Annotated in this window: 24 protein-coding genes; 7 read left to right on the plus strand and 17 right to left on the minus strand. The window is 38.2% G+C overall.

Going from position 1 to position 24,867, the window contains the following annotated elements:
- The first annotated feature begins 348 nt into the window (after nucleotides 1–348).
- Complete coding sequence (gene polA, locus H3T75_RS04555; protein ID WP_198211149.1) at nucleotides 349–3,141, plus strand: DNA polymerase I; 2,793 nt, start codon at nucleotides 349–351, stop codon at nucleotides 3,139–3,141.
- A 151-nt stretch (nucleotides 3,142–3,292) separates the two neighbouring features.
- Here the strand turns inward: polA and rpe are convergent, their stop codons facing one another.
- A complete protein-coding gene (rpe, locus tag H3T75_RS04560) occupies nucleotides 3,293–3,988 on the minus strand; it encodes a ribulose-phosphate 3-epimerase (RefSeq protein ID WP_084551904.1) in 696 nt (231 codons plus the stop codon).
- A 117-nt stretch (nucleotides 3,989–4,105) separates the two neighbouring features.
- On the opposite strand from rpe, the gene H3T75_RS04565 reads away from it, so the two are divergent.
- Complete coding sequence (locus H3T75_RS04565; RefSeq protein WP_084551903.1) at nucleotides 4,106–4,507, plus strand: Spy/CpxP family protein refolding chaperone; 402 nt, start codon at nucleotides 4,106–4,108, stop codon at nucleotides 4,505–4,507.
- Nucleotides 4,508–4,635: 128 nt separating this feature from the next.
- On the opposite strand, the gene H3T75_RS04570 is transcribed toward H3T75_RS04565, so the two are convergent.
- From H3T75_RS04570 to dnaB, 6 genes are all read right to left on the minus strand, one after another.
- On the minus strand, nucleotides 4,636–5,091 hold the full coding sequence (locus H3T75_RS04570) for a type IV pilin protein (RefSeq protein ID WP_084551902.1): 456 nt from the start codon (nucleotides 5,089–5,091) through the stop codon (nucleotides 4,636–4,638).
- Nucleotides 5,092–5,118: 27 nt separating this feature from the next.
- Nucleotides 5,119–5,700, minus strand: a complete 582-nt coding sequence (locus H3T75_RS04575; RefSeq protein WP_084551901.1) for a PilX N-terminal domain-containing pilus assembly protein — start codon at nucleotides 5,698–5,700, stop codon at nucleotides 5,119–5,121.
- A 36-nt stretch (nucleotides 5,701–5,736) separates the two neighbouring features.
- Nucleotides 5,737–6,624 carry a PilW family protein gene (locus tag H3T75_RS04580; RefSeq protein ID WP_025330674.1) on the minus strand — a complete coding sequence of 296 codons (888 nt, stop codon included), beginning with the start codon at nucleotides 6,622–6,624 and terminating at the stop codon, nucleotides 5,737–5,739.
- Complete coding sequence (locus H3T75_RS04585) at nucleotides 6,621–7,130, minus strand: hypothetical protein (protein ID WP_025330673.1); 510 nt, start codon at nucleotides 7,128–7,130, stop codon at nucleotides 6,621–6,623. The genes H3T75_RS04580 and H3T75_RS04585 overlap by 4 nt, the downstream gene beginning before the upstream one ends.
- Nucleotides 7,131–7,148: 18 nt before the next feature.
- Nucleotides 7,149–7,841: a GspH/FimT family pseudopilin gene (locus tag H3T75_RS10880; RefSeq protein ID WP_198216765.1), complete on the minus strand. Its 693-nt coding sequence runs from the start codon at nucleotides 7,839–7,841 to the stop codon at nucleotides 7,149–7,151.
- Nucleotides 7,842–7,952: 111 nt separating this feature from the next.
- Entirely contained in the window at nucleotides 7,953–9,344 is a 1,392-nt protein-coding gene (dnaB, locus tag H3T75_RS04595; RefSeq protein WP_198211283.1) for a replicative DNA helicase, read from the minus strand.
- Nucleotides 9,345–9,559: 215 nt separating this feature from the next.
- Between dnaB and H3T75_RS04600 the strand changes: the two genes are divergently transcribed.
- Nucleotides 9,560–10,144, plus strand: a complete 585-nt coding sequence (locus H3T75_RS04600; protein WP_198211150.1) for a superoxide dismutase — start codon at nucleotides 9,560–9,562, stop codon at nucleotides 10,142–10,144.
- Nucleotides 10,145–10,216: 72 nt separating this feature from the next.
- Here the strand turns inward: H3T75_RS04600 and H3T75_RS04605 are convergent, their stop codons facing one another.
- The 10 genes from H3T75_RS04605 to radA form a co-directional block, all read right to left on the minus strand.
- Nucleotides 10,217–11,029, minus strand: coding sequence for a MetQ/NlpA family ABC transporter substrate-binding protein (locus H3T75_RS04605; protein WP_198211151.1), 813 nt, complete (start codon nucleotides 11,027–11,029; stop codon nucleotides 10,217–10,219).
- 236 nt (nucleotides 11,030–11,265) lie between these two features.
- Nucleotides 11,266–11,934, minus strand: a complete 669-nt coding sequence (locus H3T75_RS04610; protein ID WP_198211152.1) for a methionine ABC transporter permease — start codon at nucleotides 11,932–11,934, stop codon at nucleotides 11,266–11,268.
- The gene (locus tag H3T75_RS04615; protein ID WP_198211153.1) at nucleotides 11,931–12,944 is read right to left on the minus strand and encodes a methionine ABC transporter ATP-binding protein; all 1,014 of its coding nucleotides are present in this window, start codon (nucleotides 12,942–12,944) and stop codon (nucleotides 11,931–11,933) included. Before H3T75_RS04615 ends, H3T75_RS04610 begins: the two co-directional genes overlap by 4 nt.
- 194 nt (nucleotides 12,945–13,138) lie before the next feature.
- Nucleotides 13,139–13,933, minus strand: coding sequence for a ChbG/HpnK family deacetylase (locus tag H3T75_RS04620; protein ID WP_198211154.1), 795 nt, complete (start codon nucleotides 13,931–13,933; stop codon nucleotides 13,139–13,141).
- Nucleotides 13,899–14,312 carry a GtrA family protein gene (locus H3T75_RS04625; protein WP_198211155.1) on the minus strand — a complete coding sequence of 138 codons (414 nt, stop codon included), beginning with the start codon at nucleotides 14,310–14,312 and terminating at the stop codon, nucleotides 13,899–13,901. The genes H3T75_RS04620 and H3T75_RS04625 overlap by 35 nt, the downstream gene beginning before the upstream one ends.
- Nucleotides 14,312–15,271 carry a glycosyltransferase family 2 protein gene (locus H3T75_RS04630; protein ID WP_198211156.1) on the minus strand — a complete coding sequence of 320 codons (960 nt, stop codon included), beginning with the start codon at nucleotides 15,269–15,271 and terminating at the stop codon, nucleotides 14,312–14,314. The genes H3T75_RS04625 and H3T75_RS04630 overlap by 1 nt, the downstream gene beginning before the upstream one ends.
- Before the next feature lie 89 nt (nucleotides 15,272–15,360).
- Nucleotides 15,361–16,764, minus strand: coding sequence for a glycosyltransferase family 39 protein (locus tag H3T75_RS04635; protein ID WP_198211157.1), 1,404 nt, complete (start codon nucleotides 16,762–16,764; stop codon nucleotides 15,361–15,363).
- Between the two features lie 259 nt (nucleotides 16,765–17,023).
- On the minus strand, nucleotides 17,024–17,674 hold the full coding sequence (locus tag H3T75_RS04640; protein WP_037393247.1) for a fumarylacetoacetate hydrolase family protein: 651 nt from the start codon (nucleotides 17,672–17,674) through the stop codon (nucleotides 17,024–17,026).
- Between the two features lie 142 nt (nucleotides 17,675–17,816).
- Nucleotides 17,817–18,119 (minus strand): putative quinol monooxygenase, encoded by a 303-nt coding sequence (locus H3T75_RS04645; protein WP_198211158.1) that lies wholly within the window; start codon nucleotides 18,117–18,119, stop codon nucleotides 17,817–17,819.
- Between the two features lie 88 nt (nucleotides 18,120–18,207).
- The gene (gene radA / locus H3T75_RS04650) at nucleotides 18,208–19,581 is read right to left on the minus strand and encodes a DNA repair protein RadA (protein ID WP_198211159.1); all 1,374 of its coding nucleotides are present in this window, start codon (nucleotides 19,579–19,581) and stop codon (nucleotides 18,208–18,210) included.
- 621 nt (nucleotides 19,582–20,202) lie between these two features.
- On the opposite strand from radA, the gene putP reads away from it, so the two are divergent.
- From putP to secD, 4 genes are all read left to right on the plus strand, one after another.
- Nucleotides 20,203–21,690 (plus strand): sodium/proline symporter PutP, encoded by a 1,488-nt coding sequence (gene putP, locus H3T75_RS04655; RefSeq protein ID WP_171991536.1) that lies wholly within the window; start codon nucleotides 20,203–20,205, stop codon nucleotides 21,688–21,690.
- A gap of 127 nt (nucleotides 21,691–21,817) precedes the next feature.
- Nucleotides 21,818–22,492 carry a DNA repair protein RadC gene (gene radC, locus H3T75_RS04660; protein ID WP_084551887.1) on the plus strand — a complete coding sequence of 225 codons (675 nt, stop codon included), beginning with the start codon at nucleotides 21,818–21,820 and terminating at the stop codon, nucleotides 22,490–22,492.
- 124 nt (nucleotides 22,493–22,616) lie between these two features.
- Complete coding sequence (gene yajC / locus H3T75_RS04665; protein ID WP_025330657.1) at nucleotides 22,617–22,916, plus strand: preprotein translocase subunit YajC; 300 nt, start codon at nucleotides 22,617–22,619, stop codon at nucleotides 22,914–22,916.
- A 96-nt stretch (nucleotides 22,917–23,012) separates the two neighbouring features.
- The gene (gene secD / locus H3T75_RS04670) at nucleotides 23,013–24,866 is read left to right on the plus strand and encodes a protein translocase subunit SecD (RefSeq protein WP_084551886.1); all 1,854 of its coding nucleotides are present in this window, start codon (nucleotides 23,013–23,015) and stop codon (nucleotides 24,864–24,866) included.
- Nucleotide 24,867 lies beyond the last annotated feature (1 nt).

Genomic DNA, 24,867 nt, shown 5'->3' on the forward strand with positions numbered 1-24,867 from the left:
TATAAAGATGATAGAAATGCAAGGATAGATGCAGGAAGCAGTGCTCATTGCAAACAGAATGCTAAAACAAGTCAACGATATTAAGTTTAATATATTAGGGCAGTCAGGTTGTTATTGATATTTATTACTAGCTAAATATAATACTAAAATTTAACATAATATATATTATGCGAAATTTAATCTGTTAAAGCTTCGTTCAATAATACTTGGCTAATTCAATCATAGTTTTAAATTACTAATAATATTTTTTATCGTAAAATACAAATTAATTGAGGCTTTATATCTAACATCTGTTTCTTGCTTCTAATAATGGATGTGTAAGTAAGAACTGATATTTCTGGAATAATTATGCAAAAAAAACTATTACTGGTAGACGGTTCATCTTATTTATATCGGGCATTTCATGCTCTTGCGCCATTAACCAGTCCAACAGGTATGCCCACAGGTGCATTATATGGTGTACTAAATATGTTACGGCGTTTACGCTTAGATACACCACATGATTATGCTTGTTGTATATTTGATGCTAAAGGCGAAAATTTTCGCCATCAGCTTTATCCTGAATATAAAGCTAATCGTCCGCCGATGCCAGAAGAACTTAGACCACAAGCTGAAGCGTTACCAGAATTAGTGAAATTAATGGGCTGGCCGGTCTTATCTGTCAAAGGTGTTGAGGCAGATGATGTAATTGGTACATTAGCTTATTCAGCAGAACAAGCCGGTTATCAGGTTATTATTTCTACTGGTGATAAAGACATGGCTCAGCTGGTTAACAGCCAAATTACGCTTGTCAATACCATGAACAATGAAAAGCTTGATATTGAAGGTGTAATTAATAAATTTGGCGTAAAACCGAACCAGATAATAGACTATCTTAGTCTGATTGGTGATAAAGTTGATAATGTACCCGGTGTGGAAAAATGTGGTCCTAAAACAGCGGTTAAATGGCTGCAGGAATATGGTTCATTACAAAATATTATTGAACATGCTAATGAAATTAAAGGTAAAGTTGGTGAAAATCTTAGAATTGCATTATCAAAATTGCCCCTGTCCTATCAATTAATTACTATTAAAACTGATGTAGATTTACATCATGAGATACCGCACGGAATTGAAGATTTACAGCGAAAAACTCCGAATTGGGCAGAATTAATTTCACAATTCAAGCAACTTGGTTTCAAAAGCTGGTTAAAAGAAGCACAAAATCATTGTCACGAGAATATGAATGAAACTTCTCAGCCTGCTAATGATCTGTTTAGTGATATTGAAACCGATAATAGTACTGATACTAAAATTATAGAAAATACAGCAGAAACTGAACAAATCAGAAATATACCCAAAAACTATTCAGCTATTACCACAATTGAACAATTAAATAAATTACAACGACAATTAAACAACGCTAAAGTTATTGCTCTGGATACAGCAACAGATAGCCTGGATGCGATGAATGCGCATCTTGTCGGTATCAGTATTGCTTTAGAACCAGGAACAGCATTTTATATACCTGTCGGACACAGCCCGGCAGTAATCAGTGAACAATTACCTATTGAAACTGTGCTTGCTACCCTGAAACCTTATCTGGAAGCAGATCTACCAGAAAAAATTGGTCAAAATATTAAATATGATCAACATGTTCTGGCTAACTATAAGATTAACTTACAGGGAATTACCGGTGACTCAATGCTGGCTTCTTATATAATTGAAAGCCATTTAGGCCATGGTCTTGATGAATTGGCACTTCGACATCTGAACTGGCAAACTATTCATTATGAAGATTTATGTGGCAAAGGAGCAAAACAAATCAGTTTTGCTGATGTCGCGCTTGAAGATGCCGTTAATTACGCAGCAGAAGATGCGGATGTTTGTTTTCGCCTAGAAATTTTACTAAGAAAACAGATGGATACAGCGCAACTTGAGTTATATCGTAATCTCGAAATCCCTGTAGAGAACATACTTTATAACATGGAGCGCACCGGAGTGCTAATAGATCGTCAGGAACTGGCTCAGCAAAGCCATGAGCTTGGTACTGAATTGGTTCGACTCGAAGAACAGGCATATCAACTGGCAGGACAGTCTTTTAACTTAAACTCACCCAAACAGCTTCAGTCTATTCTGTTTGAAAAAATGGGAATTCCTACTTCCGGCCTGAAAAAAACTTCATCCGGAGGTATTTCTACCAATGAAACCGTGCTGGAAAAGCTTGCAGCAGATTATCCCCTACCCAAGCTTATTTTACAAACACGTAGTCTGGCTAAATTAAAATCCACTTATACAGATAAATTACCGCAACTAATTAATCCGAGTACCGGTCGTGTACATACTACCTATGCTCAGGCTGTCGCTATTACAGGTCGTCTGGCCAGTAATAATCCAAATTTACAGAATATTCCGGTACGTACTGAAGAAGGACGGCGTATTCGTAAAAGTTTTATCGCCCCACCCGACCAGTTTATTGTTTCTGCGGATTACTCTCAGATTGAGCTAAGGATTATGGCTCATCTTTCTAATGATTCTACTTTAATTGATGCCTTTCAGCATGATGAGGACATTCATAAGCGTACCGCAGCAGAAATTTTTGCGACAAATCAGGAGCAAATAACCTCAGAACAACGCCGTTATGCTAAAACCATTAACTTTGGTTTAATCTATGGTATGAGTGAATATGGCCTGGCCAAATCATTAGGAATTGAATTGCAGGCTGCGCAACACTTTATATCACGTTACTTTAACAGATATCCGGGTGTACACGAATATATGGAAAAAACTAAAGAACAAGCATTACAGCATGGGTATGTAGAAACCTTATTCGGACGTCGTCTTTATCTGCCTGGTTTAAAAAGCACAAATGCTAACGAACGCGCCGGAGCATTCAGAGCTGCGATAAATGCTCCGATGCAAGGGACGGCATCTGATTTAATTAAACGAGCCATGATTGCTGTATATAAATGGCTTGATCAGGAAAAAATGCAAACCAGATTGATTATGCAGGTACATGATGAGCTGGTATTACAAGTACCTGAATATGAATTGTCATCTGTACAAACACATTTGCCTCAATTGATGGCAAATGTGGCTAAATTAAAAGTTCCATTAATTGCTGATGTCGGATATGGGCATAATTGGGATGAAGCTCATTAATGGAATACACTATTTGAAATACTAGGATTAATAATAAAAGGTAGTTTGAAATTTATCTGGCTACCTTTTAAAAATTAACAATATAAACTATATTTTATATGACAGAATATATAAAAATATTAATATATAAATAAAATGATGTACGAATAGTTTATTTTATTTCAGCTAATTGCGCACGCATAGCAGAAATCTGTTTAAAATAATCGTTATGACCAAAAATTGCAGAACCTGCAACAAATGTGTCAGCTCCTGCTGCTGCTATCTGAGCAATATTATCAATTTTGATTCCACCGTCTACTTCTAATCGGATAAATCTTTTACTTTCATAGGCATATTCATCAATTATTGCCCTAACCTTACGAATTTTTTTCAGTGTGGATGGAATAAAATTCTGTCCACCAAAACCTGGATTAACCGACATCAGTAATATGACATCTACTTTATCTAATACTTCTTCCAATAAGCTTATTGGAGAAGCCGGATTTAATACCACCCCTGCCTGACATCCAGCTGTCTTTATTAGATTTAAGCTTCTATCTACATGCTTACTTGCTTCGGGATGAAAAGTAATAATATCCGCACCGGCTTTTGCAAAAGCATTAATCATTTCATCAACTGGTTCTACCATTAAATGTACATCAATGGGAACAGAAGCATATGGTTTTATTGCCTGACAAACCATAGGACCAAACGTAAGATTTGGCACATAATGATTATCCATAACATCAAAGTGAATCCAGTCTGCTCCACTGTTAATTACGGAAGTAATTTCATTGCCCAAACAGGCAAGATCTGCTGATAAAATACTAGGAGCAATATAAAAATCCGGTTTCGTTAACTTATTCATATTAAAACATTATCTATAATAAATTATATTATTTACGCAAGTTTACTACCATTATATGTGTTTGACTGCTATTGAAGTATACTCATAATAACTGATAGAAATCAAAGGGAGAACAAAATGATATTTTCATACTGGCAAAAAATGACCCGCTATTGTGCCGGTTTTGTCTTATTAACATTTACTTTTTCTACTTTTGCCTCGGGTCAGATTAATTGTGACTTACGCAAGCTTGAATTAACTCAAATGCAAAAAACAAGGCTTAGGCTTATCAGAATGCAGTACAAACGAAATCAGGACACTAATTTGCAGCATACCGCAAACAATAAACGTAAAAGTGAGCAATTAACACAGATTCTGATGAAACCAAAATTTGATGAAACTGAAGCAAAACGCTATGTGTTGAACTATTATATGCCTCGTATACAACAAGATATAGATGAATTAAAAGTACAATATGAGTTTTTGCAAGTTTTAAATCAGCAGCAAAGACAAAACTGGATTAATAATTGTTTGCGTTAAAACTATAAAATTAGTACTTGACAGATAACTATTTGAATTAAATATTATTTTGAATAAATCAATTACATGAATTCAGATTTTACTTAATACCATCATAAAATAAAGTATAGTACTACGATAAAAAATGCTTATTGCCTGCTACACAAAGAATTTTGAGATGGATCTGTAATACTTTTTACAGATTTTGTATTACAAATGTAAGTACTTGAGTCATTACTCATCCAAACTGATTTTTTTAAATGGACACCATTTTTAGGTTCTGCATATAAACGAAATTTTGTGCAATCATCAGTTGTACTACATGTAACTCCAATTTCATATTTTTTGTCTACATTACCATTTTTGGTCAATTGATTCTTAATTGATGAATCGAGATCATCTTTTAGTAAATTTCTATTAAATAGTTTTAGTTTTGTTTGTGCTATATCTTGATTGATATTGGCTAGTGTAGTAGTAGCATCTGTTAAATCTGCTTTCTCAATATAGCTACTATAAACCGGTACAGCTAAGGCAGTCAAAATCCCCATAATTGCAATTACCACCATTAGCTCAATCAAAGAGAAACCATTTTGATATTTTTTCATGCATTTTTCCAGATATAAATCTTTATATTAATAATCATATAAAGCGGCTTGAATAGTTTCTTCAATAATACTTGAAGTTGAAGCATTTTGTCCCCAGCCTTTTGCAGTAATTCGGAATATATAATACCCTACTCCTGCTTTAGTATCAGGCCCTAAATATTCAATTACATAACGATACTCTGCCTTCTCATTTTGCTTATCTGGATATTTGAATGATGGATCACTATCTTTTATATCTGTAAATACTCCAGATCGTTTCCAAACATCTTTTAAATCAGTACAGGATTCAACTTTAGCTATTTTGCTGTTTACTTTTGCCGGATCTATTCCTTTTGCTGCACATAATCCTGCTTTACAATCACAGTTAAATTGCTGTGCTGTCTTTAAACCAGGCCACTCACTAATTTTCTTTTCAGCATCAGCCAAACCAAGCTGTGCGTTTTGAAATGCAAGCTGATGATCGCTATCATTAGCGCTGGTTCGCGTATCCATCGATGTACTTTGCATAGTTACTACTACAAGAAAAGCAATAACTATCATCATAATCAGCACTAAAAATAATGCAAAACCAGACTGACTGGATTGTAAGGTTTTATTTTTAATTTTCATGTCTGCAACGATTTCCAGAGTAATTGGTCTATAAAATTAAATTTTGCTACTTACACAAACTTCACCTTGTCGTACAGAGGCATTAATTTCATAATTGATAGTTGTATTATCATTTGTTCCATTAGGTCTTACTGTGAGGGTTACTCCAATTAAAACAGGTGGCTTTTCATACTTGAAATTAAGATTAGTTGTACGTGTTACATTGGCTTTCAAAGGCGGAGGGAGTTTGCTGCCGGCAGCACTGGCAGCACTGGGGCAATCATTTGCAGTATGATTATCATAATCAAAATGATAATTTACAGCAGTGACATTTCTTACTACCAGTTGTGGGGCGCTAAATGTTTTATTAGAATAATTTATTCGATAAAATCCCGGATCTGGATCCAAATTTGTAGTTCCAACTATATAAACCGCACCACTTATGTCTTCATCATCTATATTAGTTTGACATTTCGAAGACAAAATACTATTGACTAATTTATCACTTACATAAGTTAACACTAAAGGCTTACTGCCTGTTACTGGTTTTACAGCAATACTAGAAGATGCGGTTGGTAAATCAGTTGATAAAAACTGTTTATTTTTCACACTAAATGCATTTTCGAATATAGAGTTTAATTGGGATGTCGATGGGGGATTCATACAACTAAAATCAGCCAACTGCCGCATATCGCTACGAATTACATTTGCTGCATTACGCACATCTTGTTCATAACTAATACGTGTTTTAACCTGTTCTTTTAATTTATACGTTGTTAAAAATGTAGAGCTGGCAGCCAATAAAACAATTATGCTGATTGCAGATGCCACCATCAGTTCGACCAGACTGAATCCTTGCTGCCGGCGTGGAATTTGTTTTAAATTAGTGATTTTAACTATTTTCATTATTGGATCAATCTTTGTATTTTTGTCTGTTGTGTTCATGACTGACCTGCAGTCAGGGAATACGAAAATAGATTTTTATCCTTTAAATTGTTATCATCATTGTTATCATCATCCTTATTAAGAATCTGCCCCCACCAGGTTACAGTAATCTGACCATCTGTAATTACACAGCTGTTTACCTTAGCATTTGTTAAATTAATATTGAGGAGAGTTGAACAATTTTTATTATTAAAATCTGAAAAATCCTTTTTCAAAGTAAATATCTTATTTTTTGCTGCATCTTCTGTTACTTCTAAAGAAATTTTTGGTTGAGAATTCATCAGTTCAATGTAATTTTGTACTGCTCTGGTTACCTCTCCTTGATTCGCTGCATTTACAGATGTATGAACTGCAGTGATCTGAGCCAGCATTAATGCAAGTACACCAAATGACAAGACAAACATGGCCACAATAGCTTCAATGATTGTAGATCCATTCTGACGCTGAAATCTATTTGATGAATATAATATCCTGACTGAAATATACCGGTACATATACTTATCCATATAATTCCTTGATATACTCTATTTTAGGCTTGCAATACAAAGTGTAGAAGCAGAAACAGAACCATTTTTAGAATTACCATAACATGATACAGGTCTGCCGCTAGGTGATATAACAATGCGACGTCTAATATTTTCGTAATTAGCATCAAATATTTCTATAGCTACATTGGAAGTCCCTATTGTCCATTTAGTAGAATCATCACTATAACCTAGACCGAATTGTCCATTCGGCATAAATGCCAACATGCTTTGATCTGTAATTTTGTCTGTACATTTATTTGTATTATTTTTACATATTCCCCAGTTAAGTTTTACTTTGATCCTATCCGTGTTCTGATTTATCGCAACAGTTCGCACAGGTGTATCAGTGATTGTAAATGTTCCATCTAGATCGTTATCATTAAATGCAAGAAAGCCTTCCCATCCCTTCCCATCGGAATAATCTTTAAATATTTTGCAAATATTATTTGTACCTGTACCTTTTTTGATTACAGTAGGACAAATTAATACAGGTTTATTGGTACGAATAGCTTCAGCTCTTGCAAACTGAAACATTGCAAGCATCTGATCTGCTCGGTTATTTGTCCTGTGTGATGCAACCAATCTGTTCATAGCCGGTAATGCTATTGCAGCCAGTATGGCAGTAATAGCAATGACAATTAACAATTCAATTAAAGTAAAACCAGCATTTGTTGGTTTAGATGAAGCCATTTTCTAACCTTAATTCTAATAAGCCGGACACAAGTTAATATACACTTATTTTAAATTAATTTTACATCAAAACATATGATTTAGACTACTAATATAATAAATAAGGGATTTTTATTCATCAAAATAACCATCAGGCATGGCCGCATTATCAAATTTAGTAAACTGCCCCTGAAAGGTAAGATGAACTTTTCCGGTTGGACCATTACGGTGTTTACCAATAATACATTCTGCCAATCCTTTAAACTGACTGTCTGGATGATAGTATTCATCACGATACATAAACATAATAAGATCAGCATCCTGTTCGATAGCTCCAGACTCACGTAAATCTGACATCATAGGTCGTTTATCGGTACGTTGCTCCACCGTACGGGATAGTTGTGACAAAGCAATTATAGGAACCTGAAGTTCTTTAGCCAATGATTTTAAAGATCGTGAAATCTCACCCAGCTCAGAAGCACGGTTGTCTGAGCGGCCTGAACCAGACATTAATTGCAGATAATCCAGTACAATTAATCCCAGTTTACCGCCTTGCTGACGTGCCAGTCTGCGAGCGCGGGCACGCACTTCCAGCGCTGTTAATCCGGGGGTTTCATCAATAAACATTGGGGCATCTGTGAGCTTAACTACTGCATCATTGAGTTTACCCCAATGCTCATCCTGCAATTGTCCAGTTTTCAGAACACTCTGATCGACACGGCCTACTGAACCAAGCATTCGCAATACCAGTTGAGCACCACCCATTTCCATTGAAAAAACAGCTACCGGTAATTTTTCTGCAATAGCGACATGCTCTGCAATATTTAGTGAAAAAGCCGTTTTACCCATAGACGGACGACCTGCAACAATAATCAGATCTCCCGGTTGCAGACCTGATGTCTTTTTATCGAGATCAATAAAACCGGTTGAAACACCAGTTACATCGTTTTTGTTATCACGCGAATACAAGTAGTCAATTCGTGCCACAACTTCTTTTAGCAGCACCGGCATTGTCAGGAAACCCTGTTTTGATCGTGCAGTTGATTCAGCAATCTGAAAAACGCTGTTTTCGGCTTCATCCAGCATTTGTGCTGCATCTTTTCCCTGAGGACTATAAGCCGAACGGGCAATTTGTGTTCCTACTTGAGCCAGCTGGCGCATTATGGAACGTTCACGAACAATTTCTCCATAACGCCGGATATTTGCTGCTGAAGGGGTGTTTTGTGCCAGTGTTATTAAATATTCCAGACCACCGGCCATTTCAAGCTCTTCTCTCTTTTGCAGCTCTTCCTGTACTGTTATCACATCCGCCGGACGTGAGAGCTCTACTAATGCTTTAATTGCTCTGAATATAAGGCGATGTTCATGACGATAGAAGTCGTCTTTATCAATTAAATCTGCAATTCTGTCCCATGCACTGTTTTCGAGCATCAGCCCGCCTAAAACCGACTGTTCTGCTTCCATCGAATGCGGCGGCATAGCTAACTGATTTGTTTCTTCTGCACTGATATCGTTTTCTTCCATGTCTTCTGACTTTTTTAACAACTTTTTTAATTTTACCATTAAGTGACTGCTTATTTGCGGGTAATAAGGGCTGTGTATTACAATATTAACGAACCATATAATGGTTTAAAGTGAGTTAAATGTTCTATATATTTGCAAATATATCTTATATAACTCTCTACATCGAGCTCACTGCAAAAAACGCAATACTCACTCTATCAGAAGGAATCGCAACCATGGAACATAAATTACCAGTACTACCATACTCCCTTGATGCTTTGGCACCACATATTTCAAAAGAAACAATGGAATATCATTATGGCAAACATCATCAGACCTATATCACCAATATGAATAACCAAATTAAGGGAACAGAGTTTGAGAATATGCCTTTGGAAGAAATTGTCAGAAAATCTTCGGGCGGGTTATTTAATAATGCAGCTCAAACCTGGAATCATACATTTTACTGGTTTGGCTTTATACCTAAAGGTGCGGCATTAACTGAAAATGGTGCTCTGGCTAACGCTATCAATGCGAAATGGGGCAATTTTAATGCATTCAAAGAAGCGTTCGACAAAGTAGCTGCAGGTACTTTCGGTTCAGGCTGGGCCTGGCTGGTAAAAACACCGGACGGTAATCTTGATCTGGTTTCAACAAGTAATGCAGCTACACCACTGACCACTGACAACACTCCTTTGCTGACATGCGATGTCTGGGAACATGCATATTATATTGACTATCGCAACAGCCGTCCGAATTACTTAAGTAATTTCTGGGAAATCGTTAACTGGAATGAAGTAGAAAAACGCTTTGCAGCATAAGCTATAATTCACTGCACATAATTATAACTGCCTTTTGTCTAAAGGCAGTTTTTTTATAACTATGCATCTGTTTCAGTTATTTTCTTTCGGCACATACCAGTAATTTTTAGTATTGTGTGTTTGCATATACTGTTTGAATTCTGCTGAGCTATAAGCTGATTTCACAGCCTGTGCCCATGCTTTTGGTGCATTATCGGCTCTTACCGCTACAACTAACTCAAATGAAGGAATAATATCTTCCTGTAACAGGGCAAGATCAGGATTAATTTTGGCTGCGTATGCCCTGCTTCCGGGTATAACTGAATAATCAAAATCTGATAAAGTACGCGGAATATTACCCGGATCCAGCTCAGTGATATTCAATTCATAAGGATTTGTCTTGATATCATTTTTAGAGATCATTCCCGGATTGGTTGAAGGCTTAAGGGTAATCCAGCCAGCTTTTGCCAGCAGACGATAGGCTCGTGCAGCATTTGCCGGATCGTTTGGTACTGCAATAGCACTTCCCTTTTTTATTGCCTGCAAGTTTGTATGGCGTTTAGAATAAATTGCTGTTGGCACAGTAGGAATATGAGTTAAAGCAATCAGATCGGCTTTTTTATTCTGATTAAATGCATCCATATAGGCAGTATGCTGATCAACATTTACGTCAATACTGCCTTGTTGTAAAGCGATATCAGCCTGCATTAAATCAGAAAAATCAATTTGTTTAATTTGATATCCCTGTTTTTCCAGAATAGGTTTTACTGCATCAAGAAAAAGCTGGCTATAGGGGCCGGGTGAAGTGCCGACAATAATCTGTTTATTACTGGTTTTATCCTGCTGACAGGCTCCCAGTACCAGACAGGCAGTAATTAAAATAATAATTTGCTTAAAAAACTTCATGCTATTGGCTCCGATGATAGTCAATTTAATATTTTTAATTCACATAACAGCAAGTACGTTTTATTTATGTGAATTAATGATTAATTGGCTTATGGAAAAAATATAATATAGCTGGGTAGTCTAATCATTGCATATGAATATTAAAAGACTGACTGCTTATAACCAAAGATAAGAAATTTATATACATGCAAACATCAAAAACGGCTTAAAATAAGCCGTTTTTAATAAATAGAAAGTTAATTTTTTTTGGTCTTAGCTGCGAGCCAGTTACCCAGGGTCTGAATAATTTGAACAATTAATACCAGAACGATAACTGTTACAATCATAATTACATAATCAAATCGCTGATATCCGTAATTAACAGCTAAATCACCGATGCCTCCGCCACCAACTGTACCAGACATAGCTGTAGCATCAATTAATCCGATAAGAGCTGTGGTTAAGGCCAGCAAAATAGAGGGCATGGCTTCAGGTAAAATAAAATAGCGAATAATCTGAAAATTGGTTGCTCCCATTGATTGAGCTGCTTCGATAATACCTGCCGGTACGCTTAATAAGGAATTTTCAATTAACCGGGCAATATAAGGCGAAACAAAAATAATCAACGGAATGATCATTGCCTTGGTACCAATAGATGTATGGATAGCAAGACTGGCTATCGGTAACACACATATCAGCAAAATGATAAAAGGTAATGAACGAACAATATTAATAATAATATTTAGCAAATTATACAGTATCGGCTTTGGCCATACTCCTCCCTGACGGGTAAGCAATAACAGTACACCTAAGGCTGTTCCCAGTATCGATCCCAGAACAAATGAGATACTGACCATATTGAAAGTTTGCAATATTGCCGTACCAAACTGGTCAGCAGTTAATGAGGTATCAAACCACTGATTCATACACCACCTCTTTCCACTCGAACGCCTCTGTCCTGCAAAAATGCCAACGCTTTTTCTACATCTGTCTCAATACCATTCATCTGGATAAACATACTTCCCAGTACTACTCCGCCTATTTCGCGCATATTGGCAAAAAGTATGTTAATTTCCACCAGTTGTTTTAAAATAAGCTCATTAACTACTGGTTCTCTGGCTGAATTACCTAAAAATTCCAACCTGAATATATTTTCCTGTTCAACCAGACTATCCAACACTGCTTCGGGTATTTTTGCATTGATTACTGTGCTGACAAATTTTTTCGTTGTCTCTTGCTGAGGGGCAGAGAAAATATCAAGTACAGTTCCTTTCTCAATTACCTGCCCCTTTTCCATCACCGCTACTTTATTACAAATGGAGCTAATCACTTCCATTTCATGAGTAACCAGTAAAATAGTGATATTGCGTTCGCTATTAATTTGTTTTAATAGTTTCAGAATAGATAAAGTAGTCTGAGGGTCTAATGCAGAAGTAGCCTCATCACACAATAATATTGTTGGTTCTGTAATCAGGGCACGGGCAATCCCGACACGCTGTTTTTGACCACCGGATAACTGGCTGGGATAACTTTGCTTTTTACCTGCCAGATCAACATATGACAACATTGCATCAACTCTGCGGTCAATTTCATCACGTTTTAATCCCTGTAAAATTAATGGAATTGCAATATTCTGGGCAACTGTTTTAGATTCCAGTAAATTAAAATGCTGAAAAATCATGCCGATTTTTTTCTTATGCTCACGCTGAGCTTTGGCATCCAGTTTGTTTAAATCTACTCCGTCTACGGTAACCGTACCGGATGTTGGTTTTTCCAGCTGGTTAACCAGACGAATTAAACTGCTTTTACCTGCGCCACTCCACCCGATCAGTCCATAGATATCACCTGTATCAACTGTAAGGTTAATATCATTCAGGGCATGAACCTGCTGTTTATTTTTGATGTAAGTTTTTTTTATATTTTCAAATATGATCATAACGATCCTTAAATACTCGCTGCGATCTGATTTCCAATGATCCAGATGTAATGCAATACAGATAGTGTACTTGATAAATCGTAAACGTGCTGACTGATTTTCTAATGACTACGGCTAAAAAATGCAAGTATACTGTAAATCTTCGTGATTAAGTTCATTATTATGTATTACTTTTTTTAGCGTATAAAATAAAGCTATTGTTTAAAATTATGCCAGTTAACGCCATAACAATGATGTTGCAGCCAGCATTGCGCAAATTCTTCACTTTGTAACCATTGCCATTCGTATTCACGCGCATTTTTAATTTCATCATTCCAGTGCTCTGAAGATACTGCCGGATGGCACATTATCAACAATGAATGTTCAGCAGGCATGCCAAGCCAGTTGTTCCATTTATGCTGTAAAATTTTTAAATTGGCGTTAAAGTTATAGATACCTGCAAAGAAATGATTGTGCGTAATATTAGCCGCATCTAAAGCGCTGTCGAGAGCATGACCACCAAGGGTATGAATTAATTTTGCCTTGATATCTTTCTGAGAAGTTTTTGTGCTGCGTACTGCTATTGTATTTCCATAACGCTGCAATATTATATTTAGTAGTACAGAACGTATCTGCGGGAACTGATGTACATGCTGATGGCCATCGATAAAAACAGGTATGTCACCAATTTTATCTTCAAAAGCATCTAGCTGGCGATTAATAATATCCTGCAAAATTTTTTCCGGCCATGCATGCAAGTAAGATTTAGATAGTACCTGTTTCAGCGTACCCAGCCCCGCAAAACCGGTAAAATCCAGATGCAAACCGATATCAATATGCTGCTTTTTCAATTCTGCAACCTCATCCGAATGAATGGTACCCAGACTCATAAAGCTGCTTGCCTGTATGCGTCCCATCTCAGACAGACGAAGTACAGCTTCATTTACAGCTGCAGATAAACCCAGATCATCTACATTAATCATTACTGGTTTCATTGTGTGTCTTTTCATTAAATGCCCAGAATTTACCCAGTATAAAAGATAAAACTGTCACTATCAGCGTAACAATAAACCATAACCACCAATAGGCCTGATTTCCAAACCAGTGTATACCTGCCATAAATAAAATCTGGTTTATCATGAAACCGGCTATAGAGCTGAATAACCAGCGCCAGAGAGCCTGAAACCATGTATGTCGCGTCAGACTGAATGTAAGGTAATAATGACCGGTAAAACTGATAACAAAAGCGCAAAGAAAAGCCAGAGGATTAGCCAAAATCGGTAAAAAGTGAGCATATCGGACTAACACCACCAAACATAAAAAATGCATAGCAGCAGCAGCTCCTCCTACCAGAGTAAACCATATGCCCTGTGCAGATACAGATTTCATTATTTTTCGCGACTGTCCCACACTTTGTCTACCAGATAAAGCGGCCGTTGTTTTACTTCTTCATAAATACGACCAATATATTCGCCAATTACACCAAGACAAACGAGCTGAATCCCTGCAGAAAACATAATTCCGGCTGCCAGTGTCGGCCAGCCAGCAAGGTCTTTACCAAAAAACAGCGTATCAGCAACGATATACAATCCATAGACAATCGACAGGAATGAAATAATCATTCCCATTCTGGAAATCCAGCGTAATGGACGCTGAGAAAACGAAGTAATACCTATTAAAGCCAGCTCAAACAGGCTGAAATAATTAAATTTACTCTTGCCTGCCTGCCGTTCAGAGGCCTGAAAAGGTATATAAATGGTAGAAAATCCTACCCATGCATACAACCCTTTCATAAACCGTTGCCGCTCAGGTAACTTGAGTAAAGCTTCTACAACACGACGTTTCATCAGTCTGAAATCACCGGCATTAGGTGTCAGCTCATACCGGTGAGTATCCTGCATAAAATGGTAAAAGCCATTTTTCAATATCCGGGTTATTAAGCCTTCATGTTCACGTGAAGCCTGTACGGCAGCCACCACATCCACATTATTGGTCTGAATTAATTCAAGCATTTGTTCCAGTACTGAAACCGGATGCTGTCCGTCAGCATCCATCATGGTAACCAGTTCACCCAGAGATTGCGCTAATCCGGCCGTAAGTGCAGCTTCTTTACCAAAATTACGCGAAAATTGTATCAGCCTCAATGCTGTATTACTTGGTAATTGCTGTCGAAACGTTTCAAATAATGTGGTCAGATGATCTTTACTACCATCATCTACTAAAATAATTTCACAGTTCTGTTGCTGCCGGCTGGTAAAAACAAACAGTTCAGGCAAAAAGCGATTTATAGCTGCTGCATCATTATATACCGGCAAAATAATACTTAAACCAGTGCTAACTTTATCCATATCATTCACCTCTCAGCCTAAAAGAAAAGCAAACTGAGATAATCCAAATGTATTATTAATCATTTTTAATTTTATATAAATATAAAAAATCATTGTTGTTTTAAACATTTTTTCGGTATGTATGCCTGCCAGACTACCTTAAGAGGCTCTCGATCGGGTAATTTATTCCATCGAACTATCCACTCACCTTGTTTTACAACCAGCTCAGAATGATGAGCTAAAGGTTCTAACCATGGTATCTGAGGATGTTCATCAGCAGGCCATAATGCCAGCGTACCTTGCTGCTGTAAACGACTATTGCTCATCCACGGAGAATAAGCGGAATTACCGGAAACCATGACTGATGGAGCAAATTTTGAATAGGAAGCTACCAGCAATACTACCCAGTCTGAACCAGTCACACTATCAAGCTTACAAGAAGACAACTCCTGCCATTGATCATCAGCCTGTTTGGCCAGTGCAGCCTGAGGCCAGTCCATCCGAGAAGGTTTATGACGGATTCTGGCTCCGAATCCTACATAAACAGCCATCAATATGGTAACAATAAACGCCCAGACTGCTATACCTTTCAGCAAAGATTTATCTTTAGATATAAATACAGGTTCGGGAATCAGAGACACGATTATGAGTCCGGATAAGCCCCACATCGGCATACCCCACATATCACGTAATCCTAGTCCAAAAATCAGTCCGGCAAATACAAGTATCAGCGTAGGAACTAATCCCATCCATAAAAGAAAATACCAGTCACGCTGACGCAATACCTGAACAGACGGGCGTAAACTCAATCGTGTACGGGTAAACAGCAAAATAAATAAAATAGGTAAATGATTAATTAGCTGAGTCCCAAAATAGCCCAGAGCCGCCAGATGCCCGTTACGGTTTGCATCTTCAGCTGAGCGTGCTGAAGCATAAGTCAGTGGTAGCCAGTTATGCTCTATCAGCCAGTATATATTCGGAGCAAACACAATCAGAGCAAGCAAAATTGCCAGCCACGGCTTTGGTGTCAGCCATAACCGTCGGTTCGGTGTACACAATGAATATAACACCATAGTTAAGAGCAGTAAGGCAACGGTATATTTTACCAGCATGCCAATACCAGCCAGCAAACCAAACAATAACCAGTATTTCCAGCGATTTTCTCGAATAGCCAGATAAAAGATATAGACTAAACCAAGCCATACGGGCATTTGCGCTATATTGTGATTGAATTCAAGAGAAGGCCACGTGTAATAAAATATTGCCAGCAAAAACAATGCACCGATAAAAGCCCGGCTTTTGCTCATCAGTTGCCGGCCGAACAAATAAGCCAGCCATAAACTCAATGCTATCGTACATTGACTTAAAATATACGGACCAATATGACCAAAAATATAGTAAAAAGAATAGAGTACCCAGCTTGAAAATGGCGGATGCTTATAATATCCCCATTGCCATTCACGTCCCCAGTAAATACCCTCAGGAACATCTAAGGGATAACTTGAGGAAAGCATAAAAGGTAATACCGTCCACAAGATAAAATAAAGTATTAACCAAAAGGGTAGTCTGAGCGACAACGGTTTGCTTGGCATAAAAAGATTTCAATTTTGAAAGTAAGGTATTATAAAGGGTGCAGTAACTATTAGACACTACTGTATAGCAATATTATCAAGAAACTTATCTGTTGATTTTAAAAAATCATTTACTGAAAGCATTCAGGCGCAATGAAAAATTGCGCCTGAATAATGCAAATTCAGCTCAACTAAAGCTAGCTTAAGCTACTCGGAATGTAGCTTTGATTTTATCCGGCCAGATTAATTCCAGTTCATCACCGGATTGAATCGCAGCAACTCCGGCAGGTGTACCGGTATAAATAATATCACCTGCCTGCAAACCATAAACCCTGGACAGATAACTGATAATTTGCCGGCACGTAAACATCATATCTTTTGTATAACCCTGCTGGCGTATCTCTCCATTTACCTTTAAGAAAAATTCCTGTTGCTGAATATCATCAATTTCAGTTAGCGGAATAAAGTGCGATAAACAGGCTGCTGTAGGAAATCCTTTGGCTTTTTCCCATGGCAAACCTTTACTCTTTAACTCTGCCTGTACATCTCGCGCAGTTAAATCCAGACCAATAGCATAGCCACCGACATAATCTAACGCCTCATTTTCCTGAACATCAAAAGCATCTTCTGCCATATAGATAACCAACTCGCACTCATGATGTACATCAGAGCTATAGGATGGTAATTGAATATCATCAGGCTCCAGAGCCAGAGAAGAAGTTGGCTTCATAAATACCACGGGTTCTTCAGGTTTTACATTATGTAATTCTTTAATATGCTCTGTGTAATTTCTTCCAATACAAAAAATATTACCTAAAGCAACTTTTTGTTCTTCGATATAAACGGTTTTCATCTTGTGTCACCAAAAATTAAATCCAGATTTGAAGTTAATTACTGTCTGGAAATAGCAATTTATCCGGCCAAAATCAGTTTATCAAAATTGAAAATTCAGCCGGTATAGTCTGTGAGAACCAAAGATAATATATTTAGTAAAATTAAAAAGCAGTAATTTCACTTAATTTTATTAATTGCATTGGTTCTCGCAAGTATGGTTCTACTGTTTTAATCAGGTTTTGAAAATGTTCAGTATTACCATGCTCATTAATTGCTGCATCATCAGCCCAGCATTCAATAAATATAATCCGGTCAGCCTTATCTAAATCTTTATTAACAGTGTAAAACACATTTCCTTTTTCTTTACGTGACAATTCCACACATTGCTCAACCGCAGCAGCAATATTTATCCAGGCATTGGCTTTCAGGTCCATGATCGCAATTAGTTTAATTGGCTGTGACATATTTTATCTCCTTGATTTTCTTAAACGATACTCAGGTATTTGCAAATGTAAAGCCTATTCTTTTAATCAGCTAAAGGCAAATATAAAATCAATCACGTCGTGTAGCATCTACACCTTCCTGTACCGAATTTACCCCGATAATAGTCAGCCTCGGAAAATCTGCCGTCCGTTTGGGACAATTAGCTGCAGGTACGATGGCATGAGTAAATCCAAGTTTTTCTGCCTCTCGCAAACGTTCCTGTCCGCGCGGAACAGGACGAATTTCACCTGATAACCCGACTTCTCCGAATACAATCAGCTTTTCCGGTAATGGTCGATTACGATAGCTTGAAAGCATGGCCAGAATCACAGCCAGATCTGCTGCCGGTTCAGTAATTTTCACACCACCTACAGCATTAAGAAACACGTCCTGATCATAACAAGCGATACCTGCATGACGGTTCAGCACAGCCAGCAACATGGCCAGACGCTCCTGAGCCAGCCCTACAGTTAATCGTTTTGGAGCAAAACCATGAGCATCATCAACAAGTGCCTGAATTTCTACCAGTAAGGGGCGCGAACCTTCCTGAGTAACGAGAACGCATGAGCCGGGAACATCATCGCGATAACTGGATAAAAACAATGCTGAAGGATTGGAAACCCCCTTCAGCCCTTTTTCTGTCATTGCAAAAACACCTAACTCATTAGCGGCACCAAAACGGTTTTTAATAGCACGAATCATACGATAATTTGAATGAGTTTCCCCTTCAAAATACAATACCGTATCCACCATATGCTCCAGCACCCGAGGACCGGCAATCGCGCCATCTTTGGTTACATGACCAACCAGCAACATGCTGATACCCTGTTGTTTTGCCAGGCGGGTTAATTGGGCTGCACATTCCCTAACCTGTGATACAGAACCGGGTGCTGAAGTAATACCATCAGAATACATGGTCTGAATAGAATCGATTACTACCACTCTGGGTTTTTGGCGTGCAATAACTGCACTAATTGCCTCTACACGTATTTCTGCCAGTAAATGAACTTTGTCTGCATGTACACCAAGACGCTTTGCACGTAAAGCAACCTGCTGAGCTGACTCTTCTCCGGAAACATACAATACGGATTCCTGTTCGGCCATCAAGGCTATTGTTTGTAGCAATAATGTAGATTTACCAATACCCGGATCTCCGCCTAGCAAAATAACAGCTCCATCTACTAAACCACCTCCAAGTACTCTGTCCAGCTCACCCATTCCTGTTGGCGTTCTCTGTATTTCAACCGCACTGACTTCTGCCAGTAACTGTACCGCCGATTCACTTGATGCCCATGATTGAAAACGGCTGCCAGAAGAAGATACAGATAAAACTGTTGTTTCTTCCAGAGTATTCCATTCGCCACAATGAGGACAACGCCCCTGCCATTTAGGTGAGCTTCCACCACAACTGCGACATTGAAACTGAGTTTTCTGCTTTACCATGAAACCTTTCCAGCAAGACTTGCATTAAATTCAAATATAGTTTCCTTTGACTATTGGGAAATAATGATTCAATAAAATTGACCAATTTTATTTAGTTCTCTATTTTATCTAAGCTTCACCTAGCCATAACAAGAAAAAAGCCATTAATTTTACTCTTTAACAGTGTATAATTTAGTTGAATTTCTGATGCTAAAACCATTAAATCAAAATAGTAACATTCATGTATATAGACAGTTGAAGCACTATAATGATATTAATCATAATGATTAGCTGATTAAAAAATATGGCAATTTACTGATTCAAATTCAAAAGAGTCTACACTTATAACTGAACGATAAAATCAAATGTTTTTGGCAAATAGTAATTGCTTCCCAAAACAAATTATAATAATTACTTTGTCTGGCAATTATTATATACTCTGTCAATTCGTGCAGGTTAAATCCAGTTTTACCTTGATACTCTCTTGCATGGTCAATTATTACATTACACTATTTAATCTTTAACATACATCGAAAAAAATGGAATGAATTTTAGTCTTCGGCTAATTCTTGGCGGAATATTTTAATTTTTTAAATCAATCTATTTTTATTTCAATTTTTATACACAGGGTTTTTCAAAACTATGTCCTTGCCAATGATTGTCACATTCGCTGTGTACATTTTAGGAATGATTGCAATTGGTTTTTTTGCCTATCGGTCAACACAGAATTTTGGTGATTACATTCTGGGCGGGCGTCGTATTGGCAGCGTAGTAACTGCACTTTCGGCCGGAGCTTCTGACATGAGCGGCTGGCTACTGATGGGATTACCGGGTGCAGTATTTTTATTTGGTATCTCACAAAGCTGGATAGCCATTGGCTTAATCCTTGGTGCTTACCTGAACTGGTTATTGATTGCCGGACGTCTACGTGTTTTTACAGAAATCAATCATAATGCGTTAACTTTACCCGATTATTTTACCCATCGGTTTGAAGATAACAGCTCGTTACTGCGTATTATTTCAGCAGTAATTATTCTGATTTTTTTTACAATTTATTGTGCATCAGGAATTGTCGCCGGGGCTAAATTATTTGAAAGTACTTTTGGCATGAGCTATGGCTGGGCAATGCTGGCAGGAGCTGGTGCAACTATACTTTATACGCTTATAGGCGGTTTTCTAGCGGTTAGCTGGACAGATACCATTCAGGCAAGTCTGATGATGTTCGCTCTGATTTTAACCCCCATAATGGTAATCATTAATGCCGGTGGTTTTTCTGATGCACTCATTCATATTGAAAACCTGAATCCGGACTATACCAACCTTTTTGCCCATATGGATTTTATTGCCATAATCTCATTGCTAGGCTGGGGGTTGGGCTATTTCGGGCAGCCGCATATTTTAGCCAGATTTATGGCTGCTGATTCGCATGAAGTAATGAAAAATGCACGCCGTATCAGCATGACATGGATGATTTTATGTTTGGCCGGTGCCATTACCGTCGGCTTTTTCGGAATAGCATATTTTGCCAACCATCCAGAATTAAGCTATCTGGTCAGCAATGGAAAACATGAACGGATTTTTATCGAGTTATCTAAATTACTTTTCAATCAATGGATCGCCGGTGTTATTCTCGCTGCAATTCTGGCTGCTGTGATGAGTACCTTAAGTTGCCAGCTGTTGGTCTGCTCAAGCGCTTTGACAGAAGATTTCTATCGTGCATTTTTCCGTCCAAAAGCAAAACAGAAAGAATTGGTCTGGATTGGACGAATAATGGTGTTTATAGTATCTGTGATTGCCATTTTACTGGCAATTAATCCGAATAACAGCGTTCTGGATTTGGTGAGCCATGCGTGGGCTGGTTTTGGGGCTGCATTTGGTCCGATTATTATTTTTTCCGTATTCTGGTCACGTATGACACGAAACGGCGCATTAGCCGGTATGATTACCGGTGCTGTCACAGTATTGCTGTGGATCAATTTTAATTGGTTTAATCTGTATTCACTCATCCCTGGATTCATACTTGCATCAATTGCAATCATTATTTTTAGTTTATGTGATAAAAAACCAAGTGAGATAGTACAGATTCATTTTAAAGATGCTTATAAGCACTACCATACTAAAACAAAATGAACTTTAATTAACCTGGCGGATTAAACTGTTTTTAAGTTAATCAGTAATCCGAATATGCTCTCAAACCAATTTATTTTATTACATAGCTATATTATGATTATGTCCTTTAATTCACATAATCGTAATAATGAGCATCAAGCATTGGCCGCAAAACGATCGCCCTCGGGAAAAACTTCTTAATCTGGGCGCCTCAGCGCTAAGTGATGCCGAGCTACTCGCAATCCTGCTGCGTACAGGTACTCGGGGTATAAGTGCGGTAGATCTGGCACGAGAGCTTATTTCTCAACTGGGCAGTCTGCGCGCACTGCTTGAAGCAGATTGTCAGCAAATTTGTCAGTATCACGGTATGGGCATTGCCAGTTATACCCAGTTTGCAGTAATTAGAGAAATAAGCAGACGCATGCTGGCAGAGAAAATTTATTGCCGCCCTATTTTTACTCAGCCGGCTGTAGTGGCTGATTTCCTGCGTTTACATATAGGCCATGAAAAAGTGGAAGTTTGTGTAGCTTTACTTCTGAACCAGCGTAACGAGCTTATGCAAACCATTGAACTGGCTCGCGGTACCATCAATGAAGCACGGGTTTACACTCGCGAAGTTGCTACAGCAGCTTTAAAACACCACGCAGTCTCAATTATTCTGGCACATAATCATCCAGGACAATCTACTATGCCGTCTAATGGCGATATTCAATTTACCAGAGAAATAAAAGCCGCTTTAAATCTGCTGGATATTCGTTTATTGGATCATTTTATTGTTACTGCTGAAAAAATAACATCAATGGCTGAATTAAATCTAATGTAGTAAAAATTATTAATTAAACGTTCTATCTTAATAGCATAATAGTGCAAAGCTGGATAAATTTATCATTGCCGATTACAATAACTGGTTTAATAGCGTTATTTACCTTAATCATACGGAGTACCCCATGATTGATTTTGCTTATGCTGCCAACACTGCCGGTTCACAGAGTGGCCTTATGCAATTCGTCCCACTTTTATTAATTCTTGTTGTCTTTTATTTTCTGATTATCCGCCCGCAGCAAAGCAAACATAAAAAACACCAGCAAATGCTAACCGAACTGAAAAAAGGCGATAAAGTTGTTACTCTGGCTGGAATAGTTGGCAAAATCACTAAAGTAAATGAACAATATTTCACTTTAGAAATTGCTCCTAAAGTAGAAGTTGAATTTGAACGCAATGCCATCAGTGGTAAGGCACCAGAATAAAATCAGTAATCCTGCCGCAACTTTTCAGTTGCGGCCTTTGTTTGTTTTCTTTCTTTTATTAACTGAAGAACAACAGTCTGCAACAAGGCAGCAAATATGAATCGTTATCCTATATGGAAATATCTGCTTATTATCGTCTCAATAGTATTGGGTCTGTTATACACCATTCCCAATTTTTTTGGCGAAATACCGGCAGTACAAATCTCTACCAACCGGCAGGCCATTACTATCGATGAACAAACTGAAAATACAGTTAAACAGGCTCTGGCAGCTGCACACATACAGCATCAGGGTATGTTCATTACTGATGGCAGCCTGAAAGTGCGTTTCAGTGATACTGAAACTCAGCTTAAAGCACGTGATGCGATTGCATCTAAATTCGGCGAAGGCTATATCGTAGCTCTGAATCTGTTGGCCAATACTCCGGAATGGATGGAAAAAATTCATGCCAAACCAATGTTTCTTGGTCTTGATTTGCGTGGTGGTGTACATTTTACCATGCAGGTGGATATGGATTCAGCCGTTGATAAAACACTTGACAGCTATGCCGGAGATATCCGTCGTCAGCTGCGCAAACTACAAATCCGCAGCGGCAATATTGTTAAAAACGGACAGACACTGGTTGTTCCTTTCCAATCTGCAAACGATGCTTCCACTGCAATATCCGGATTAAAAAAATATCTTAATGATGCAACACTAACTCAGAATGGTGACCGTCTGGTAGTTAGCCTGAGTAACACTGCGCTGACCAGAATTCGTACAGATGCAGTGACCCAGAACATTAATACCCTGCATAACCGTGTTAATGAGCTGGGTGTTGCTGAACCGGTTATACAGCAGGCCGGACCGAACAGGATTGTCGTACAACTGCCGGGCGTTCAGGATACTGCTAAAGCTAAAGATATCATTGGCCGTACTGCAACTTTACAGGTACGAATGGTAAGTGATGATCCCAATCTGTATCAGCAGGCGCTGCAAGGACACAATCCAGATGGATTTGAACTACTGCCATCTGCCGGTAACGGAGCACCTACACTGGTCAGCAAACAGGTTGAACTGACTGGGGACAATATTAATGATGCTCAGGCCAGCTTTAACGACCGGGGATTGCCGGGTGTAAGCGTAAATTTTGACAGTACAGGTGCCAGCATTTTTGCTGACCTCACCCGCAATAATGTTGGTAAACGTATGGCGATGGTACTTATCGATCAGGGTAAGGCAGAAGTGATTACCGCACCGGTAATCAATGAACCTATTCCCGGCGGTAAAACCATTATTTCAGGAAGTATGAGTATTGCTGAAGCCAATGATACCGCATTGCTATTGCGTGCCGGCTCACTGGCTGCACCAATGAAAATTATCGAAGAACGAACCATTGGCCCGTCTCTGGGTAAAGAAAATATTAGCAAAGGCTTTCATTCCACCTTATGGGGATTTGTAGTAGTAGCCATATTCATGATGCTTTATTACCGGATGTTCGGACTGTTTTCAGTAATTGCCCTGTCATGCAATCTGTTGTTCCTGATCGCTATTTTGTCTGCCATGCAGGCTACTCTGACACTGCCGGGTATAGCGGCAATTGCTCTTACACTAGGTATGGCGATTGACTCGAATGTATTGATTAATGAACGTATCCGCGAAGAATTACGTCATGGTAATACACCACAAATATCAATTAATGCAGGTTACGATCACGCCTGGCATACTATTGTAGACTCTAATATCACTTCACTGATTGCCGGTCTGGCGTTACTGATTTTCGGTTCAGGCCCTATTCGCGGATTTGCTGTCGTACATTGTCTGGGTATTATTACATCTATGTATTCGTCAGTAGTGGTTTCTCGTGCCTTTGTTAATTTGTGGTATGGTCGCAAACGCAAACTGAAAACACTTTCTATCGGCCACATCTGGATTGCAGATAAAGCTGCCACTGGTAAAAGTAAGGCTTAAT

The sequence above is a fragment of the Snodgrassella sp. W8135 genome, from assembly GCF_016101225.1.
Lineage (GTDB): Bacteria > Pseudomonadota > Gammaproteobacteria > Burkholderiales > Neisseriaceae > Snodgrassella > Snodgrassella alvi.

Coding starts and splice junctions, on each gene's coding strand:
- polA (WP_198211149.1), top strand. CDS start 349: ATGCAAAAAAAACTATTACTGGTAGACGGTTCATCTTATTTATATCGG.
- rpe (WP_084551904.1), bottom strand. CDS start 3,988: ATGAATAAGTTAACGAAACCGGATTTTTATATTGCTCCTAGTATTTTA.
- H3T75_RS04565 (WP_084551903.1), top strand. CDS start 4,106: ATGATATTTTCATACTGGCAAAAAATGACCCGCTATTGTGCCGGTTTT.
- H3T75_RS04570 (WP_084551902.1), bottom strand. CDS start 5,091: ATGAAAAAATATCAAAATGGTTTCTCTTTGATTGAGCTAATGGTGGTA.
- H3T75_RS04575 (WP_084551901.1), bottom strand. CDS start 5,700: ATGAAAATTAAAAATAAAACCTTACAATCCAGTCAGTCTGGTTTTGCA.
- H3T75_RS04580 (WP_025330674.1), bottom strand. CDS start 6,624: ATGAACACAACAGACAAAAATACAAAGATTGATCCAATAATGAAAATA.
- H3T75_RS04585 (WP_025330673.1), bottom strand. CDS start 7,130: ATGGATAAGTATATGTACCGGTATATTTCAGTCAGGATATTATATTCA.
- H3T75_RS10880 (WP_198216765.1), bottom strand. CDS start 7,841: ATGGCTTCATCTAAACCAACAAATGCTGGTTTTACTTTAATTGAATTG.
- dnaB (WP_198211283.1), bottom strand. CDS start 9,344: ATGGAAGAAAACGATATCAGTGCAGAAGAAACAAATCAGTTAGCTATG.
- H3T75_RS04600 (WP_198211150.1), top strand. CDS start 9,560: ATGGAACATAAATTACCAGTACTACCATACTCCCTTGATGCTTTGGCA.
- H3T75_RS04605 (WP_198211151.1), bottom strand. CDS start 11,029: ATGAAGTTTTTTAAGCAAATTATTATTTTAATTACTGCCTGTCTGGTA.
- H3T75_RS04610 (WP_198211152.1), bottom strand. CDS start 11,934: ATGAATCAGTGGTTTGATACCTCATTAACTGCTGACCAGTTTGGTACG.
- H3T75_RS04615 (WP_198211153.1), bottom strand. CDS start 12,944: ATGATCATATTTGAAAATATAAAAAAAACTTACATCAAAAATAAACAG.
- H3T75_RS04620 (WP_198211154.1), bottom strand. CDS start 13,933: ATGAAAAGACACACAATGAAACCAGTAATGATTAATGTAGATGATCTG.
- H3T75_RS04625 (WP_198211155.1), bottom strand. CDS start 14,312: ATGAAATCTGTATCTGCACAGGGCATATGGTTTACTCTGGTAGGAGGA.
- H3T75_RS04630 (WP_198211156.1), bottom strand. CDS start 15,271: ATGGATAAAGTTAGCACTGGTTTAAGTATTATTTTGCCGGTATATAAT.
- H3T75_RS04635 (WP_198211157.1), bottom strand. CDS start 16,764: ATGCTTTCCTCAAGTTATCCCTTAGATGTTCCTGAGGGTATTTACTGG.
- H3T75_RS04640 (WP_037393247.1), bottom strand. CDS start 17,674: ATGAAAACCGTTTATATCGAAGAACAAAAAGTTGCTTTAGGTAATATT.
- H3T75_RS04645 (WP_198211158.1), bottom strand. CDS start 18,119: ATGTCACAGCCAATTAAACTAATTGCGATCATGGACCTGAAAGCCAAT.
- radA (WP_198211159.1), bottom strand. CDS start 19,581: ATGGTAAAGCAGAAAACTCAGTTTCAATGTCGCAGTTGTGGTGGAAGC.
- putP (WP_171991536.1), top strand. CDS start 20,203: ATGTCCTTGCCAATGATTGTCACATTCGCTGTGTACATTTTAGGAATG.
- radC (WP_084551887.1), top strand. CDS start 21,818: ATGAGCATCAAGCATTGGCCGCAAAACGATCGCCCTCGGGAAAAACTT.
- yajC (WP_025330657.1), top strand. CDS start 22,617: ATGATTGATTTTGCTTATGCTGCCAACACTGCCGGTTCACAGAGTGGC.
- secD (WP_084551886.1), top strand. CDS start 23,013: ATGAATCGTTATCCTATATGGAAATATCTGCTTATTATCGTCTCAATA.